The 17,445-nt window shown below is 54.1% G+C and carries 13 protein-coding genes; 4 read left to right on the top strand and 9 right to left on the bottom strand.

The features are described from left to right. Window positions 1–59: 59 nt before the first annotated feature. Window positions 60–1,148 (bottom strand): 3-phosphoserine/phosphohydroxythreonine transaminase, encoded by a 1,089-nt coding sequence (gene serC / locus C3406_RS03295; RefSeq protein ID WP_103823378.1) that lies wholly within the window; start codon window positions 1,146–1,148, stop codon window positions 60–62. A 162-nt stretch (window positions 1,149–1,310) separates the two neighbouring features. Further along, window positions 1,311–2,003, bottom strand: coding sequence for a DUF421 domain-containing protein (locus C3406_RS03290; RefSeq protein WP_103823379.1), 693 nt, complete (start codon window positions 2,001–2,003; stop codon window positions 1,311–1,313). A gap of 138 nt (window positions 2,004–2,141) precedes the next feature. Here C3406_RS03290 and ycaO point away from each other — a divergent pair, with 138 nt between their 5' ends. The 4 genes from ycaO (at window position 2,142) to pflA (ending at window position 8,443) form a co-directional block, all read left to right on the top strand. Then, the gene (gene ycaO, locus C3406_RS03285) at window positions 2,142–3,902 is read left to right on the top strand and encodes a 30S ribosomal protein S12 methylthiotransferase accessory factor YcaO (protein ID WP_103823380.1); all 1,761 of its coding nucleotides are present in this window, start codon (window positions 2,142–2,144) and stop codon (window positions 3,900–3,902) included. Between the two features lie 406 nt (window positions 3,903–4,308). Next, complete coding sequence (gene focA / locus C3406_RS03280) at window positions 4,309–5,166, top strand: formate transporter FocA (protein ID WP_146052351.1); 858 nt, start codon at window positions 4,309–4,311, stop codon at window positions 5,164–5,166. A gap of 51 nt (window positions 5,167–5,217) precedes the next feature. After that, window positions 5,218–7,500: a formate C-acetyltransferase gene (gene pflB, locus C3406_RS03275; RefSeq protein ID WP_103823382.1), complete on the top strand. Its 2,283-nt coding sequence runs from the start codon at window positions 5,218–5,220 to the stop codon at window positions 7,498–7,500. Window positions 7,501–7,702: 202 nt separating this feature from the next. After that, on the top strand, window positions 7,703–8,443 hold the full coding sequence (gene pflA, locus C3406_RS03270; protein WP_103823383.1) for a pyruvate formate lyase 1-activating protein: 741 nt from the start codon (window positions 7,703–7,705) through the stop codon (window positions 8,441–8,443). Window positions 8,444–8,477: 34 nt separating this feature from the next. Here the strand turns inward: pflA and C3406_RS03265 are convergent, their stop codons facing one another. From C3406_RS03265 to rarA, 7 genes are all read right to left on the bottom strand, one after another. Next, a complete protein-coding gene (locus tag C3406_RS03265) occupies window positions 8,478–9,014 on the bottom strand; it encodes an anti-virulence regulator CigR family protein (RefSeq protein WP_103823384.1) in 537 nt (178 codons plus the stop codon). Between the two features lie 123 nt (window positions 9,015–9,137). Next, on the bottom strand, window positions 9,138–10,286 hold the full coding sequence (locus tag C3406_RS03260) for an MFS transporter (RefSeq protein ID WP_103178912.1): 1,149 nt from the start codon (window positions 10,284–10,286) through the stop codon (window positions 9,138–9,140). 275 nt (window positions 10,287–10,561) lie between these two features. Then, on the bottom strand, window positions 10,562–11,425 hold the full coding sequence (locus C3406_RS03255) for a dimethyl sulfoxide reductase anchor subunit family protein (RefSeq protein ID WP_103823385.1): 864 nt from the start codon (window positions 11,423–11,425) through the stop codon (window positions 10,562–10,564). Window position 11,426: 1 nt separating this feature from the next. Continuing rightward, the gene (locus tag C3406_RS03250) at window positions 11,427–12,044 is read right to left on the bottom strand and encodes a DMSO/selenate family reductase complex B subunit (RefSeq protein WP_039029496.1); all 618 of its coding nucleotides are present in this window, start codon (window positions 12,042–12,044) and stop codon (window positions 11,427–11,429) included. 10 nt (window positions 12,045–12,054) lie between these two features. Further along, on the bottom strand, window positions 12,055–14,499 hold the full coding sequence (gene dmsA, locus C3406_RS03245; protein WP_103823386.1) for a dimethylsulfoxide reductase subunit A: 2,445 nt from the start codon (window positions 14,497–14,499) through the stop codon (window positions 12,055–12,057). Window positions 14,500–14,706: 207 nt separating this feature from the next. Then, on the bottom strand, window positions 14,707–15,999 hold the full coding sequence (serS, locus tag C3406_RS03240) for a serine--tRNA ligase (RefSeq protein WP_103823387.1): 1,293 nt from the start codon (window positions 15,997–15,999) through the stop codon (window positions 14,707–14,709). 93 nt (window positions 16,000–16,092) lie between these two features. Beyond that, window positions 16,093–17,436, bottom strand: a complete 1,344-nt coding sequence (gene rarA, locus C3406_RS03235) for a replication-associated recombination protein RarA (RefSeq protein WP_103823388.1) — start codon at window positions 17,434–17,436, stop codon at window positions 16,093–16,095. Between the last annotated feature and the right edge of the window lie 9 nt (window positions 17,437–17,445).

Genomic DNA, 17,445 nt, shown 5'->3' with positions numbered 1-17,445 from the left:
TCAACTCAACATAATAAAAACCCCGCAGCCAGGCTACGGGGGAATAAACACGGGCGCAATTAACCGTGGCGACGTTCAAAGTCAGTCATAAAATCGGTCAACGCCTTAACGCCTTCGATCGGCATGGCGTTATAGATGGACGCACGCATTCCGCCAACCACGCGGTGGCCTTTCAGCGCATGCAGGCCAGCAGCGAAGGACTCTTCGAGGAAGAGCTTATCGAGGTTGCTGTCTGCCAGCTGGAACGGCACGTTCATGCGGGAGCGGTTCGCTTTGGCGACGTCGTTGCGATAGAAGTCGCTGCCGTCGATTACGCTGTAGAGCAGCTCAGATTTCTGCTGGTTGATCTTATCCATCTGCGCCACGCCGCCGTTGTTTCTCAGCCATTTAAAGACCAGGCCAGAGAGATACCAGGCAAAGGTCGGCGGGGTGTTGAACATGGAGTCGTTATCGTTCAGCACGCTGTAATCCAGAATCGACGGGCAGGATTTGTGGGCTTTACCCAGCAGATCTTCGCGCACGATCACCAGAGTCAGACCGGCCGGGCCGATGTTTTTCTGCGCGCCAGCGTAGATCACGCCGTAGCGGCTGACATCCAGCGGCGCAGAAAGAATGGTGGAGGAGAAGTCCGCCGTGACGACCACATCCTCGCCAAAGTTTGGCTCTTCGTGGATGGCGATGCCGTCGATGGTTTCATTTGGGCAGTAGTGCAGATAGGCCGCATCGCGGGAGAGCTGCCATTCGCTCATCGGTTTTACCGCGCGTAAGCCGTCAACGGTGACTTTGGCATCAATCACGTTCGGGGAACAGTATTTGTGCGCTTCTTTTACCGCGCTGGCAGCCCAGTAACCGGCATCAACATAGTCAGCGGTGGTTTTGTCGCCCAGCAGGTTCAGCGGAATACCCGCAAACTGACCGCGTCCGCCGCCGTGACAGAATAATACTTTGTAATTTGAGGGGATATTCAGCAGGAAACGAAAATCTGCTTCTGCCTCTTCCGCCACCTGAATAAACTCTTTACCACGGTGGCTGACTTCCATCACCGACGTGCCAAGACCATTCCAGTCGCAAAGCTCCTGTTGAGCCTGTTTGAGCACATCCGCCGGTAACATTGCCGGACCTGAACTAAAATTAAAGACCTGAGCCATTTCCCCTCACCACGCTAAAAGCCATAAGTTATAACTGTGGCTATCGGTTTTATCATTCAGTGACACGCGCCGCAATGTCTAAAACTTATGACCCGGGAAATGTGCCCGCCGTCACACAATACATTCTGCCAGCGGGCTGTCACAAAACCGACAAAATCGCTGTCAGGTGATGCGTTTGGCCCGGCTAACCTTCGTCCATTCCGGATTCGTGCAGCGTGGACATAATTGATGCGCCCCGGCCTGCAGAGACTCAACATGGCCACAGCGTCGGCAGGCGTAGTCACCGACTTCCGGTATCGTCATAAAACGTTCTACAAATTCATCCGGCAATATGCACAATCCGGGTTTAACCTGGTCATCGTCGTAAAAATAGACGCTTATCTGCCCGTTGGTCTCCATAATGGCAAGCTTAACCTGCCCAAGCTGTTCGACGCTGCTCACCCGCAGTTCCATAAAGAACTCAAACTCGGTCATGTTGGCGCGCTTTACTTTTTCCCAGGCCAGCTTGCCCTCTTCAACAATGGCGACCGGTTTCCCCTCAAGCAGATCTTCCAGCTTTTCACTTTTCGACATCAGCCACATCACCAGCCGGTAGAGCAACGCCAGGGTGACAAAAACGATAAAGACGGGGATCATCGGCACGTCGTCATAAAATGCCACGTCACCCGCCGCCGACCCCAGCGTCAGAATGATTAACACTTCGAAGAGCGACATCTGACGCACGCCGCGCCGCCCGGTAAGTTTGAGGAACAGGAAGACCAGAACAAAGGTATAGAGACTTCGCAGCGCTACCTCGCCTAAAAACTCAACGGGTACTTTATCAAAGGCCATTCGTTGAAGATCGAATGCTTTCATTTTTATATTCCTTTACAGTAGGTTACTGGATATAAGCATAGCCCAGCCTTTTATTTTCGCCGAAACCGCCGGGAAGATAGCGCCTGTCATGCAAAACCCGTATCATTGCGCGCTTTCCGTACGATATAAGTGATCGCCATGACTCAAACGTTTATCCCCGGCAAAGACGCCGCCCTGGAAGATTCCATCGCTCGCTTCCAGCAAAAACTGACCGACCTGGGTTTTAACATCGAAGAAGCCTCCTGGCTCAACCCGGTTCCCCACGTCTGGTCCGTGCATATTCGCGATAAAGAGTGCGCGCTATGCTTTACCAACGGTAAAGGTGCGACCAAAAAAGCGGCGCTGGCCTCTGCGCTGGGTGAGTATTTTGAGCGTCTGTCTACCAACTATTTCTTTGCTGATTTCTGGCTGGGCGAGACCGTGGCGAATGGCCCGTTTGTTCACTATCCCAATGAAAAATGGTTCCCGCTGACCGAAGATGACGAACTGCCGGAAGGGATCCTCGACGATCGCCTGCGCGCGTTCTACGATCTGGACAATCAGCTGACCGCCAGCATGCTGATCGATCTGCAGTCAGGTAATGAAGATCGCGGTATCTGCGCCCTGCCGTTTACCCGTCAGTCTGACGAGCAAACCGTCTACATTCCGATGAACATCGTTGGCAACCTCTATGTCTCCAACGGCATGTCAGCCGGTAACACCCGCAACGAAGCGCGTGTTCAGGGCCTGTCCGAGGTCTTTGAGCGCCATATTAAAAACCGCATTATTGCGGAGTCCATCAGCCTGCCGGAGATCCCGGCTGACGTGCTGGCCCGCTACCCGGGCGTGGTGGAGTCCATTGCCAAACTGGAAGCCGAAGGTTTCCCAATCTTTGCCTATGACGGCTCGCTGGGCGGGAAATATCCGGTTATCTGCGTGGTGCTGTTCAACCCAGCGAACGGCACCTGCTTCGCCTCCTTCGGGGCGCACCCGGACTTTGGCGTAGCGCTGGAACGTACCGTTACCGAGCTGCTGCAGGGCCGTAGCCTGAAAGATCTCGATGTCTTCACTCCGCCGACGTTTGATGACGAAGAAGTGGCGGAACATGCCAACCTGGAGACGCACTTCATCGACTCCAGCGGCTCTATCTCCTGGGATCTGTTCAAGCAGGACGCGGATTATCCGTTTGTTGACTGGAGCTTCTCCGGCACCACGGAAGAAGAGTTCGCCACCCTGATGGCTATCTTCACTGCCGAAGGGCAGGAAGTGTACATCGCCGATTATGAACACCTGGGCGTCTACGCCTGCCGTATTCTGGTGCCGGGTATGTCCGACATCTATCCGGTGGAAGATCTGTGGCTGGCCAATAACAGCATGGGTAGCCACCTGCGCGAAACCCTGCTGGCGCTGCCGGAGAGCGCATGGGAGAAAGAGGACTACCTGAACCTCATTACCCAACTGGACGACGAAGGCCACGATGACTTTACCCGCGTACGCGAGCTGCTGGGTCTGGCGACGGGTAAAGACAATGGCTGGTACACCCTGCGTATTGGCGAGCTGAAGGCGATGCTGGCGCTGGCAGGCGGCGATCTGGAACAGGCGCTGATCTGGACCGAATGGACCATCGAGTTCAATGCCTCGGTATTCAGCGCGGAGCGCGCAAACTACTACCGTTGCCTGCAGACGCTGCTGTTGCTGGCGCAGGAAGAAGATCGTCAGCCGCTGCAGTATCTCAACGCCTTCACCCGTATGTACGGTGCCGAAGCGGTAGAGAACGCCAGCGCGGCCCTGAGCGGCGAAGCGCCGTTCTATGGCCTGCAGGCCGTGGACAGCGATCTGAAAGCCTTCCCTGCTCACCAGTCCTTGCTGAAGGCCTATGAGAAACTGCAGAAAGCCAAAAGCGCGTACTGGGCTAAATAACGTTACATACCATTACAAACAGTAGGCGAATACAATCGCCTACGTTATATTACGGGGCAATTTTTATTGCCCCGTTTTTTATTTGCGCGGTAATAAATTTAAGTTGTAATAATAAAGTTAAATATTGGTAGCTATAATAATTCCAGCCTGCCGAGTATTGTTACTATTTATATGAAATACTCCATTTTAATTAACTGTCCGGGAGAGGGTCAGGAGAAAAAAATCAAATCATTTTGTAACTTTTAAAATTTATTTTTATCATGACAATCAAAAACTTACCCCGCATTTGCTGTAAAACCACGCAGTTTGCGGGCCTATAAGCCAGGCGAGATATGATCTACATCAATTTCTCTTCTATAATGCTTTGTTAGTATCTCGTCGCCGACTTAATAAAGAGAGAGTTAGTGTGAAAGCTGACAACCCTTTTGATCTTTTACTCCCAGCTGCGATGGCAAAAGTTGCCGAAGAAGCGGGTGTCTATAAAGCAACAAAACAACCGATGACGACGTTCTTCCTGGCGATTACCGCTGGCGTGTTCATCTCCATCGCTTTTGTTTTCTATATCACTGCCACTACCGGTACCGCCGCAATGCCTTTCGGTATTGCCAAGCTGATTGGTGGCATCTGTTTCTCGCTGGGTCTGATTCTCTGCGTCATCTGCGGTGCCGATCTTTTTACCTCAACGGTACTCATCGTCGTGGCGAAAGCCAGCGGTAGAATCACCTGGGGTCAACTGGCCAAAAACTGGATTAACGTTTATATCGGTAACCTGATTGGATGTTTACTGTTTGTCCTGTTGATGTGGTTGTCCGGTGAATATATGACAGCCAACGGCGGCTGGGGTCTGAATGTCCTGCAAACCGCCGACCATAAAATGCACCACACATTTATTGAAGCCGTTGCCCTTGGCATCCTGGCGAACCTGATGGTCTGTCTGGCCGTCTGGATGAGTTACTCCGGCCGCAGCCTGATGGACAAAGCCATGATTATGGTACTGCCCGTCGCCATGTTCGTCGCCAGCGGCTTTGAACACAGCATTGCAAACATGTTTATGATTCCTTTCGGTATCGTAATCCGTGACTTTGCCAGCCCGGAGTTCTGGACCGCTATTGGTTCAAGCCCGGAGAATTTCTCTCACCTGACCGTTATGAACTTCATTACTGATAACCTGATCCCAGTCACAATCGGGAACATTATCGGCGGTGGTCTGCTGGTTGGGTTGACATACTGGGTCATTTACCTGCGTGGCGATAACCATCATTAACGGTTGTCTCAGGCAGTAAATAAAAAATCCACTTAAGAAGGTAGGTGTTACATGTCCGAACTTAATGAAAAGTTAGCCACAGCATGGGAAGGTTTTGCCAAAGGTGATTGGCAGAATGAAGTCAACGTTCGTGACTTCATCCAGAAAAACTACACCCCATATGAAGGTGACGAATCCTTCCTGGCCGGTGCCACCGACGCAACCACTGCCCTGTGGGATAGCGTTATGGAAGGCGTTAAGCAGGAAAACCGCACTCACGCGCCTGTTGATTTCGACACCTCCATCGCGTCCACCATCACTTCTCACGACGCGGGTTATATCAACAAGTCCCTCGAGAAGATTGTTGGTCTGCAAACTGAAGCGCCACTGAAACGTGCGATTATCCCGTTCGGTGGTATCAAAATGGTTGAAGGTTCCTGCAAAGCGTACAATCGCGAGCTGGACCCAATGCTGAAAAAAATCTTCACCGAATACCGCAAAACCCACAACCAGGGCGTGTTTGACGTATACACCAAAGACATCCTGAACTGCCGTAAATCTGGCGTCCTGACCGGCCTGCCAGATGCGTATGGCCGTGGCCGTATCATCGGTGACTACCGTCGCGTTGCGCTGTACGGTATCGACTTCCTGATGAAAGACAAATACGCCCAGTTCCAGTCTCTGCAGTCCGACCTGGAAAATGGCGTAAACCTGGAAGCCACTATCCGTCTGCGTGAAGAGATTGCTGAACAGCACCGCGCGCTGGGTCAGATCAAAGAGATGGCAGCGAAATATGGTTGCGATATCTCCGGCCCTGCAACCAACGCTCAGGAAGCGATCCAGTGGACCTACTTCGGTTACCTGGCTGCTGTTAAGTCTCAGAACGGTGCAGCAATGTCCTTCGGTCGTGTATCCACCTTCCTGGATGCGTACATCGAACGTGACCTGAAAGCAGGCAAAATCACTGAACAAGACGCTCAGGAAATGATTGACCACCTGGTCATGAAACTGCGTATGGTTCGCTTCCTGCGTACCCCAGAATATGATGAGCTGTTCTCTGGTGACCCAATCTGGGCAACGGAATCCATCGGTGGTATGGGCGTAGATGGCCGTACTCTGGTAACCAAAAACAGCTTCCGCTTCCTGAACACCCTGTACACCATGGGTCCTTCTCCGGAGCCGAACATCACCGTTCTGTGGTCTGAAAAACTGCCACTGAACTTCAAGAAATTTGCCGCTAAAGTGTCCATCGACACCTCTTCTCTGCAGTATGAGAACGATGACCTGATGCGTCCTGACTTCAACAACGATGACTACGCTATCGCTTGCTGCGTAAGCCCAATGGTTGTTGGTAAACAAATGCAGTTCTTCGGTGCGCGTGCAAACCTGGCGAAAACCATGCTGTACGCAATCAACGGCGGCGTTGATGAAAAACTGAAAATGCAGGTTGGTCCTAAGTCTGAGCCGATCAAAGGCGACGTGCTGAACTATGACGAAGTCATGGATCGCATGGATCACTTCATGGACTGGCTGGCTAAACAGTACGTCACCGCGCTGAACGTTATTCACTACATGCACGACAAGTACAGCTACGAAGCCTCTCTGATGGCGCTGCACGACCGTGACGTAGTGCGCACCATGGCATGTGGTATCGCAGGTCTGTCCGTTGCAGCTGACTCCCTGTCTGCTATCAAATATGCGAAAGTTAAACCAATTCGTGACGAAGACGGTCTGGCTATCGACTTCGAAATCGAAGGTGAATATCCGCAGTTTGGTAACAACGACGCTCGCGTTGATGACATGGCGGTTGACCTGGTAGAACGTTTCATGAAGAAAATTCAGAAACTCACTACCTACCGTAACGCTATCCCGACTCAGTCTGTTCTGACCATCACCTCTAACGTTGTGTATGGTAAGAAAACCGGTAACACCCCAGACGGACGTCGTGCTGGCGCGCCATTCGGACCAGGTGCTAACCCAATGCACGGCCGTGATCAGAAAGGTGCTGTTGCCTCTCTGACCTCCGTTGCAAAACTGCCGTTTGCTTACGCTAAAGATGGTATCTCTTACACCTTCTCTATCGTTCCAAATGCGCTTGGTAAAGATGACGAAGTGCGTAAAACCAACCTCGCGGGTCTGATGGACGGTTACTTCCATCATGAAGCGACCATCGAAGGTGGTCAGCACCTGAACGTGAACGTCATGAACCGTGAAATGCTGCTCGACGCGATGGAACACCCTGAGAAATATCCTCAGCTGACCATCCGTGTTTCTGGCTACGCAGTACGTTTTAACTCGCTGACTAAAGAGCAGCAGAAAGACGTTATTACCCGTACTTTCACTCAGTCCATGTAAGTGGATTTGACTGAAATCGCGCAGTAAAAGGCGTACAATAAAGGCTCCACGCAAGTGGGGCCTTTTTAACACCTCCCGCTCCGCAGTCTCTTTTGCCCGCTATCTATAATGAATGGATAACAGCCAAAACAGACTCGACACAGCCTCCGAGTTGTGCACATAAACAGGCCCCGGAAGGGCCGAACCTGGAGATATCACCGCAATGTCAACTATTGGTCGCATCCACTCCTTTGAGTCCTGTGGCACCGTCGATGGCCCGGGCATCCGTTTTATTACCTTCTTCCAGGGCTGCCTGATGCGCTGCATGTATTGCCATAACCGCGATACATGGGATACCCACGGCGGCAAAGAGGTCACCGTTGAAGATTTAATGAAAGAAGTGGTGACCTATCGCCACTTTATGAACGCCTCTGGCGGCGGCGTAACCGCATCCGGCGGGGAAGCGATCCTGCAGGCTGAGTTTGTACGCGACTGGTTCCGCGCCTGCCGTAAAGAGGGTATTCATACCTGTCTGGATACCAACGGCTTTGTCCGTCGCTACGATCCGGTGATCGATGAACTGCTGGAAGTGACCGATCTGGTGATGCTCGATCTCAAGCAGATGAACGACGAGATCCACCAGAACCTGGTGGGGGTCTCCAACCACCGCACTCTGGAGTTCGCAAAATACATCTCCGCCAAAGGCATCAAAACCTGGATCCGTTATGTCGTCGTTCCAGGCTGGTCAGATGATGATGATTCAGCCCACCGCCTGGGTGAGTTCACGCGCGATATGGGCAATGTCGAGAAAATTGAATTGCTGCCGTATCACGAGCTGGGCAAACACAAATGGGTGGCGATGGGCGAAGAATACAAACTTGATGGCGTGAAACCGCCGAAGAAAGAGACCATGGAACGCGTGAAAGGCATTCTGGAGCAGTACGGTCACAAGGTCATGTATTAACAAAACGCCCGGTCTTTACCGGGCGTTTTATTTATTAGTCAAAGACACCATTAATAATGGTCGTCACAATTGCCGTACTCAACGCAATTAACACCAGATCCTTGCCGACTACCCGCCATTCATAACCAGGGTAAGAAGGCAATTGACCTAACATTGAAGCCGGTACGGTCTTTTTCGCAATTCCCGGCGGCAGCGGTTTACCGCGGGCGAGGTTTTTCGCAATCCCCGGCGGCAGTGAGTCATAACCTGTTAAACCATAGTTTAACGCCAGATGACGGGCATGATCGTAACTGACACGTGCATCCACATCCTCTCTTACGCTTTTCTTTGATTTGCCGGAAGTGTGGTTACCATTATTTTGTTTATTACCATGATTATCGGAATTCCCTTTCCCGGAATTTCCGTTCCCATGATTACCGCTATTACCTTGCCCACCGCCATTGCCGTGGCCATTTCCATTGCCATTGCCATTGCCATTGCCATTGCCTGGATTAGCCATAACAGATGCAGTTGCAAATGATAAAGACAACACTACTGCCAGCGCGGTAGTGGTAAAACGACGAGTCGACATGATCGCTGCCTTTTAGTGGTAGAACGCATCTGAATTATCGCCTGGCATGATAAACAAACAATGCGTAAAACTCTTAGATGTGACAAAGACAAAAAAGCCTGTCATCGACAGGCTTTTATTTGTTCAGGCATGCGCCACTGGCGTCGGGTGTTCGCCCGCTTTGCGCAGCAACATTAAGAGATAAATAAACGACACACTGGCGATCATAATAAACAGCAGATTGTCAGAATAATTCTGCATCAGCATGGCGGTGAAGGTCGGACCCAGTAAACTGCCGATGGTGTAACTCAGCAGCAGCGCCTGGTTCATCGCCACCAGCTGATGATGCTCCACTTTCTCACAGGCCCAGGCCATCGCCACCGGATAGAGGGTAAAGCCCGCCGCGCCCAGAATAAACAGTGCAGGCGCCATGGCGGCATTACTGAGCATGGCAAAGCACCCCATGATCACCACGAAGACCTGAACGCGCAGCACCAGCAGGCGCCCAAAGCGGTCGGCAAGACGCCCCACCGGCCACTGTCCAACAATCCCGGCGCTAACCATCACCGCCATCCAGAAACCGATCCCGGAATCACTCACCCCCTGATGGTTGAGATAGAGCGGCATCAGGCCATACAGCGAGCCCAGTACAATCCCGGAGATGATGCAGCCATTAACGCCCAGACGCGCCTGGCGCAGTCTCAGCATCGGCCAGACGTGGGTCGCTTCCTGGTGCTCGCTGCTCTGGTTCACAATGCGCGTAAAGAGCAGCGGCAGAATAGCGGCCAGCACCATGCCCGTTACCCACGGCAGGACGCTCATCAGGTCGGTTGGAAGTTTGCTGACCATCAGCTGGCCCAGCACGGTCCCAACATAATAGACCATCATATAGGCCGCCAGCAGACGACCGCGGTTGCGGGAGGTACCGCTGCACATCAGGGCGCTTTCCACGACCACCCAGATCATGGCGCAGCCTACGCCGGCAATAAAGCGCCAGACCATCCAGCTCCAGAAGCCAACCATCAGCCCCAGCCCGGCACAGCCGGCAGCAAAAATAAGCGACGCCAGATAATAGCTGCGGTTAAAGCCAAAGCGTTTGATCAGGCTTCCCGTCATTAATGTTCCCAGCAGGTTGCCGGTAAAAAAGGACGAGCTGACCATGCCAACCTGCCAGGTCGGTAAATTTTCATGGGCGAGCCACAGCGGGACGAGCGTATTTAACACCGCGATCGCGAGGGTCAGCAAAAGCAGGCCACAGAGCAACAGGAGCACTGGCCGGGTATAGGTCGACATGGGTTAAAAACCGTGAGGAAGTTCAGATTTCGTGCGCATCATGCCACTGGCAAAAACAAAGTCAATCCACCCTCTCGAGCCGCAAGCACGATATGATCCTCGTCGATTGAAAAAACTCATCCTGCTAATGGAATGGCGGCTATCAATAATATTTATGTGTTTGTTTTTGTTTATATAGAGACAAAATTGAAGCCAAACGACAGTAGAAAAATTTCATGATCGAAAATAAAAAAAACCGGGCACTAAGTCCCGGCTTTCTATAACAAAGATTAGCGTTAACTGGCGACAGCCATTCCAACAGTCATATGCAGACCGTAGAATACGCCGCGACCCAGTAATTCGCCCGCCAGCACCAGCACAAATGCCAGCGACAACAACGGTAACGCAGGCTGATAGCCTTTAAGCTGCGGCACAATCCAGCAGGCCAGCGCGGCCGCTAACAGCACCACTCGCCAGGCCATCAGCGAGCCGTAATCCGGCACCAGGGCTGACGCCTGCTGAATGGAGCTGCTGATGGTTGCCAGCTCCGCCCCCTGCATCAGGGCAACGAGGGCGCTCACCACCAGCGCCAGCAGGGAGACGGCGGGCAATAAACGCATGGCCCAGCCATCCACACCCGCCACACGCAGCAGCAGGAAACCGAGCAGCGGCCCGCCGATAAACATCGTCAGGAAGAAGGTCATTGGGGTCCAGACGCTGTACCAGGTAGGCACGGTGTCGATTGTGTTATAGACCCGAACCATCATCCAGACGAACACCACGCCCAGCACCATCGTGACAATCAGCCACAGGCTGCGCAGCCCGGCAGGCAGTTTCTTCATTGCGGCGAGCAGCCAGCCCAGACCACCAACAGCAAAGAAGATCGCCCCGCTGGCGATCTCATTACTGAGTGACGAAGCACCCACGCGGTTGAGGGAGTTAAACGCGCGCATCGGTGAGCCCAGATGCAGCGTAGAGGCGATAAAGCCGATCCCCATCAGCACCCACAGGCCAAACATGCTCAGCACCAGACGCTGCTGTTGTTCAGAATTCAGATCACCTTTTAACAGCGCCAGCGCGAGGACAATAAAACCGCCCGCCACGCACTGTCCGAAGACGGTAAAAATCATTAACGGCCATTCATGCCATCCGCTTCCCATCTCACACCTCCTTTGGATTGGCCAGATAGCCGGTGGTATCACCCGTTGGTCGGCTGTTGGCATTGGGTTTAATGACGATACTCGGCTTCGTAAAGTGTGCCGACGGCAGCGGCGCGACCGCAGCCAGCTTGCCGTACTTCTGGCGCAGCTCGGCAATCGGACCGAAATCCAGCGCCCGTAGCGGGCAGGATTCAACGCAAATCGGCTTATGGCCTTCAGCCACACGATCATGGCAGCCGTCGCACTTGGTCATATGGCCTTTGGCGGCGTTGTACTGCGGCGCGCCGTACGGGCAGGCCATATGGCAGTAACGACAGCCGATGCAGACATCTTCATTCACCACGACAAAACCGTCGTCGCGCTTGTGCATCGCGCCGCTCGGGCACACCTTGGTACAGGCGGGATCTTCGCAGTGGTTGCAGGCAATAGAGAGGTAGTAGGCAAAGACGTTCTGATGCCAGACGCCGTTGTCCTCCTGCCAGTCGCCGCCCGCGTACTCGTAGATACGGCGGAAGCTAACATCTGGCGTCAGATCCTTATAGTCTTTACAGGCCAGCTCGCAGGTTTTACACCCGGTGCAGCGGCTGGAATCAATAAAAAATCCATACTGAGTGGTCATCGGCTACTCCTTACGCCTTTTCAACCTGAACAAGGTTACTGTGAGACGGATTACCTTTCGCCAGTGGCGACGGGCGTTGCGTGGTGAGCACGTTAATGCAGCCAGCCTGATCGACGCGGTTGGCGTCCGGGTTGTACCAGGCACCCTCACCTAGCGCGACGACGCCCGGCAGAATACGCGGCGTCACTTTGGCTTCAATGTGTACTTCGCCACGGCTGTTAAAGATCCGTACCCGGTCGCCGTTGGCGATCCCGCGGGCCTTAGCATCCAGCGGATTGATCCACATCTCCTGACGGCAGGCCGCCTTAAGGACATCAACGTTGCCGTAGGTAGAGTGCGTACGTGCTTTGTAATGGAAGCCAGTCAACTGCAGCGGGAAGGTTTTGACCTGCGGATCGTCGTAGTTTTCGAAACCCGGGCTGTAAACCGGGAGTGGATCGATCACATCGTCTTTCTCGAGCTCCCACGTCGCGGCGATCTGCGCCAGCTCAGCGGAGTAGATCTCAATTTTGCCTGACGGGGTGGTCAGCGGATTGGCAACAGGATCGGCACGGAAGGCTTTATACGCCACATGATGCCCTTCTGGGTCACGCTTTTTGAACATGCCTTGCTGGCGGAATTCATCAAATGACGGCAATTCCGGAATGGCTTCGCGGGACTGCTCGTAAAGGTGGCGCATCCACCCTTCCTGGGTGCGCCCCTCGGTGAACTGTTGCTCAACGCCCATACGTTTCGCCAGCTCTGTGGTCATCTCATAGATGGTTTTGCAGCCGAAGCGCGGTTTGATCGCCTGGTCCGCAAAAATCACGTACGACATATTGCCGCAGGAGGCATCAAGGGCGAAGTCCATCTGTTCAGAGGCGGTGCAGTCTGGCAGCAAAATGTCGGCATACTTCGCCGAGGAGGTCATATGGCAGTCCACCACCACAATCAGCTCGCATTTTTTGTCATCCTGCAGGATCTCATGGGTACGGTTGATCTGCGAATGCTGGTTGATCAGGCAGTTCCCGGCGTAGTTCCAGACCATCTTAATTGGCACGTCGAGTTTATCTTTGCCGCGTACCCCATCACGGGTGGCGGTCATTTCCGGGCCGCGCTCGATGGCATCTGTCCACATAAACATTGAAATGCTGGTCTTAACCGGGTTTTCCAGGGTCGGCATGCGTACAAACGGCAGGGAATATGAGCCTTCACGCGCGCCGCTGTTGCCACCGTTAATCCCCACGTTGCCGGTTAAAATTGCCAGCATGGCGATAGCGCGGGAGACCAGTTCACCATTCGCATGACGCTGCGGCCCCCAACCCTGAGAGATAAACGCGGGCTTCGCCCCGGCGATTTCACGTGCCAGTTTGATGATTCGCGCCTCAGGAATACCGGTGATGGCCGCAGCCCAGGCCGGAGTTTTGGCGATGCCGTCATTGCCCTGGCCGAGAATATAGGCTTTATAGTGGCCGTTCGCCGGTGCCCCTTCAGGCAGCGTTTTTTCGTCGTAGCCGACGCAATATTTATCGAGGAAAGGCTGGTCGACGAGGTTTTCAGTGATCATGACCCACGCCAGGGCAGAGATCAGCGCTGCATCGGTGCCGGGACGGATGGGGATCCACTCATCTTCGCGTCCTGCCCCGGTGTCGGTATAGCGCGGGTCAATGACGATCATCCGGGCTTGCGATTTTTCTCGGGCCTGTTCAACGTAGTACGTCACCCCGCCGCCGCTCATGCGCGTTTCACCAGGGTTATTGCCGAACAGGACTACCAGCTTGCTGTTTTCGATATCCGACGGGCTGTTGCCATCTGCCCAGCCGCCATAGGTGTAGTTCAGGCCAGCGGCAATCTGTGCGGTTGAGTAGTCACCGTAATGATTAAGATACCCCCCGCAGCAGTTCATCAGACGGGCGATCAGAGTTTTTCCCGGCGGCCAGGAGCGGGTCATGGTGCCGCCGAGGGTGCCGGTGCCGTAGTTCAGATAGATAGATTCGTTACCGTAATCCTTAATCAGACGCTGCATCGTACCGGCGATGGTATCAAAGGCCTCTTCCCAGCTGATGGGTTCGAATTTGCCTTCGCCGCGTTTACCCACGCGCTTCATCGGCTGCTTCAGGCGATCCGGATTGTAGACGCGGCGGCGCATCGAGCGGCCACGCAGGCAGGCGCGAACCTGATGTAATCCTTCGTAGTTATCATCCCCGGTATTGTCGGTTTCAACGTATTTAATTTCACCGTCAACGACATGCATGCGTAGCGGACAGCGGCTGCCGCAGTTCACCGTGCAGGCGCTCCAGACCACTTTCTCATCAGGTTTAACGGTCTCAGTGGCTTGTGCAGCCGATGCCAGACGTGAAAAAGGCAATGTGAATGCGCTACTGGCAACAGCCAGGCCGCCAATCGCCGTGGTTTTCATCAATCCACGTCGACTCACCTCAGCAGCCAGCAGAGCTTCAGGCGTTTTTATTTTCATAGATTCTCACTTTGGTTGCTCACAAAGTTCAAAGGTGCGGCAGTCACCGCTATATAGTTTTTTATGTAAGGATGGCGTGCGTTAGCAGACGTTTACGCTAACCAACTGTTTGGCAAGTATTACTACTTTAGAGGGAGGGGTTATTGCCTGACATCAAAAGCGGGACATAAAAAAAGCGCCCGCAGGCGCTTTTTACTTAAAAACAAATCAACCGATGTACTGCTGGCCTTTCATGTACGGACGTAGCACTTCAGGGATTTCGATACGGCCATCGGCCTGCTGGTAGTTTTCCAGCAACGCGACCAGGGTGCGGCCCACGGCCAGGCCGGAGCCGTTCAGGGTGTGCACCAGGCGGGTTTTCTTGTCTGACTTGCTGCGGCAACGGGCCTGCATACGACGCGCCTGGAAATCCCCGATATTGGAGCAGGAGGAGATTTCGCGGTAGGTATTCTGCGCCGGAACCCAGACTTCCAGATCGAAGGTTTTGCAGGCACCAAAGCCCATGTCGCCGGTGCACAGCGCCACACGACGGTACGGCAGCCCCAGCAGCTCCAGCACTTTTTCCGCGTGACCGGTCATCTCTTCCAGCGCCGCCATGGACTCTTCAGGACGAACGATCTGCACCATCTCTACTTTGTCGAACTGGTGCATACGGATCAGACCACGGGTATCACGGCCATAGGAGCCCGCTTCAGAACGGAAGCATGGCGAGTGCGCCGTCAGTTTGATCGGCAGGTCATCTTCATCGATGATCTCATCACGCACGAGGTTGGTCAGCGGCACTTCTGCCGTTGGGATCAGCGCGTAGTTGCTGCTGTCGGCTTCTTCGTCCAGAGGACGGGTATGGAACAGATCGCCGGCAAATTTTGGCAGCTGGCCAGTGCCGTACAGCGTATCGTGGTTAACCAGATACGGGACGTAAGTTTCGCTGTAGCCGTGCTGCTCGGTGTGCAGATCCAGCATGAACTGGGCCAGGGCACGGTGCAGATGGGCGATCTGACCTTTCATTACCACAAAACGGGAACCGGTGAGCTTAACGGCAGCCGCGAAATCGAGCCCGGCATGCATTTCACCCAGGGTCACGTGATCGCGAATTTCAAAGTCGAACTCACGTGGGGTGCCCCAGCGTTTCACTTCGACGTTATCATTTTCGTCTTTACCGACAGGTACGCTGTCGTCAGGGGTGTTAGGGATCGCCAGGGCGATATCACGAATTTCAGCCTGAAGAACGTCCAGCTCGGCTTTCGCCTGATCCAGCTCTTCACCCAGTTTGTTCACTTCCAGGCGTAATGGCTCAATGTCTTCCCCGCGCGCTTTCGCCTGGCCGATGGATTTCGATCGAGAGTTACGCTCTGCCTGCAAGTTTTCAGTTTGTACCTGCAGAACTTTACGACGCTCTTCAAGAGCGCGCAGCTTATCTACATCCAGTTTAAAGCCCCGGCGTGCCAGTTTTTCAGCGACTGCGTCTGGCTCGTTACGCAGCAGATTGGGATCGAGCATGCTTATCCTGTGCTTATCGAATTAAAAAATAGGAGGAAATGACCGCAGCCTGCGGTCATCAGATACATTGCCAACATTACCGCAACGATCGCCCTAACGGTAGCGTTTTATAGGGCTATTTTGATCCTGTCCGGCAAGCCAGGTGAGCTTTTCGCCAATCTTGCCCTCAAGGCCTCTGTTTGTCGGATGATAATAGCGCGTTTGTGCCATCTCCTGCGGGAAATACTCCTCCCCGGCGGCATAGGCGTTGGGCTCGTCATGCGCATAGCGATATTCCTGACCGTAACCCATCTCTTTCATCAGTTTGGTCGGCGCATTGCGCAGGTGGACCGGCACATCGTAATCAGGACGCTCGCGGGCGTCGGACATCGCCGCTTTGAACGCGGTATAGACTGCATTGCTTTTCGGCGCGCAGGCCAGATAGACAATCGCCTGCGCAATGGCGCGCTCGCCTTCTGCGGGGCCAACGCGGGTGAAACAGTCCCAGGCGGAAATCGCCACCTGCATGGCACGCGGGTCGGCGTTACCGACATCTTCCGAGGCGATGGCCAGGCAGCGGCGGGCGACGTACAGCGGATCGCCGCCGGCGGTAATAATGCGCGCATACCAGTAAAGTGCGGCATCCGGGGCGCTACCGCGTACCGATTTATGCAGCGCCGAGATAAGATCGTAAAAACGGTCGCCTTTGTTATCAAAACGCGCGCTGCGTTCGCCGGCGATTTCGGTCAGCAGCGCCGGGAGCAGCACCCGCTTTCCGCTATCGTCGGTTTCAGCCATATCGGCCATCATTTCCAGGGTATTCAGCGCCCGGCGCGCATCGCCGTTAACCAGCTCCGCAATGGCGCGACGGGTCTCGTCAGGTAGGACGATATCCTGGCCGCCGTAGCCCCGGGCCTTGTCGGTCATCGCCTGGGTCAGCACCTGCTCAATATCTTCGGTGGTTAACGATTTCAGCAGATAGACGCGGGCACGGGACAACAGTGCGGAGTTGAGTTCAAACGAGGGGTTTTCCGTGGTGGCGCCGATAAAGGTGATGGTGCCGTCTTCGATGTGCGGCAGGAAGGCATCCTGCTGGCTTTTATTGAAGCGGTGGACTTCGTCAACAAACAGGATTGTGCGGCGACCGGCGTTACGGTTCTGCCGGGCACGCTCGATGGCTTCACGGATCTCTTTCACGCCGGAGGTAACGGCGGAGATGCGCTCGACATCTGCATCAGCATAGCGGGCGATCACTTCCGCCAGGGTCGTTTTACCGGTGCCCGGTGGCCCCCAGAGGATCATCGAGTGCAGATGCCCGGCTTCAATGGCGCGCGGCAAGGGCTTGCCCGCGGCCAGCAGATGCTGCTGGCCGATATACTGCGCTAAATTTTCTGGCCGCATACGGGCGGCCAGAGGTTGAAACGCCTTATCTGAAAAATCGAGCGACAGGTTGCTCACTCACGCCTC

Origin of the sequence: Leclercia sp. LSNIH8 (assembly GCF_002920195.1) — a bacterium.
Classification (GTDB): domain Bacteria; phylum Pseudomonadota; class Gammaproteobacteria; order Enterobacterales; family Enterobacteriaceae; genus Enterobacter.
The sequence above is the reverse complement of the archived record's forward strand: the minus strand, read 5'-3'. Positions and strand labels throughout refer to the sequence as shown.

Excerpts from the sequence above, each read along its gene's own strand:
- serC (WP_103823378.1), bottom strand. The coding sequence starts at position 1,148 with ATGGCTCAGGTCTTTAATTTTAGTTCAGGTCCGGCAATGTTACCGGCG.
- C3406_RS03290 (WP_103823379.1), bottom strand. The coding sequence starts at position 2,003 with ATGAAAGCATTCGATCTTCAACGAATGGCCTTTGATAAAGTACCCGTT.
- ycaO (WP_103823380.1), top strand. The coding sequence starts at position 2,142 with ATGACTCAAACGTTTATCCCCGGCAAAGACGCCGCCCTGGAAGATTCC.
- pflB (WP_103823382.1), top strand. The coding sequence starts at position 5,218 with ATGTCCGAACTTAATGAAAAGTTAGCCACAGCATGGGAAGGTTTTGCC.
- pflA (WP_103823383.1), top strand. The coding sequence starts at position 7,703 with ATGTCAACTATTGGTCGCATCCACTCCTTTGAGTCCTGTGGCACCGTC.
- C3406_RS03265 (WP_103823384.1), bottom strand. The coding sequence starts at position 9,014 with ATGTCGACTCGTCGTTTTACCACTACCGCGCTGGCAGTAGTGTTGTCT.
- C3406_RS03260 (WP_103178912.1), bottom strand. The coding sequence starts at position 10,286 with ATGTCGACCTATACCCGGCCAGTGCTCCTGTTGCTCTGTGGCCTGCTT.
- C3406_RS03255 (WP_103823385.1), bottom strand. The coding sequence starts at position 11,425 with ATGGGAAGCGGATGGCATGAATGGCCGTTAATGATTTTTACCGTCTTC.
- C3406_RS03250 (WP_039029496.1), bottom strand. The coding sequence starts at position 12,044 with ATGACCACTCAGTATGGATTTTTTATTGATTCCAGCCGCTGCACCGGG.
- dmsA (WP_103823386.1), bottom strand. The coding sequence starts at position 14,499 with ATGAAAATAAAAACGCCTGAAGCTCTGCTGGCTGCTGAGGTGAGTCGA.
- serS (WP_103823387.1), bottom strand. The coding sequence starts at position 15,999 with ATGCTCGATCCCAATCTGCTGCGTAACGAGCCAGACGCAGTCGCTGAA.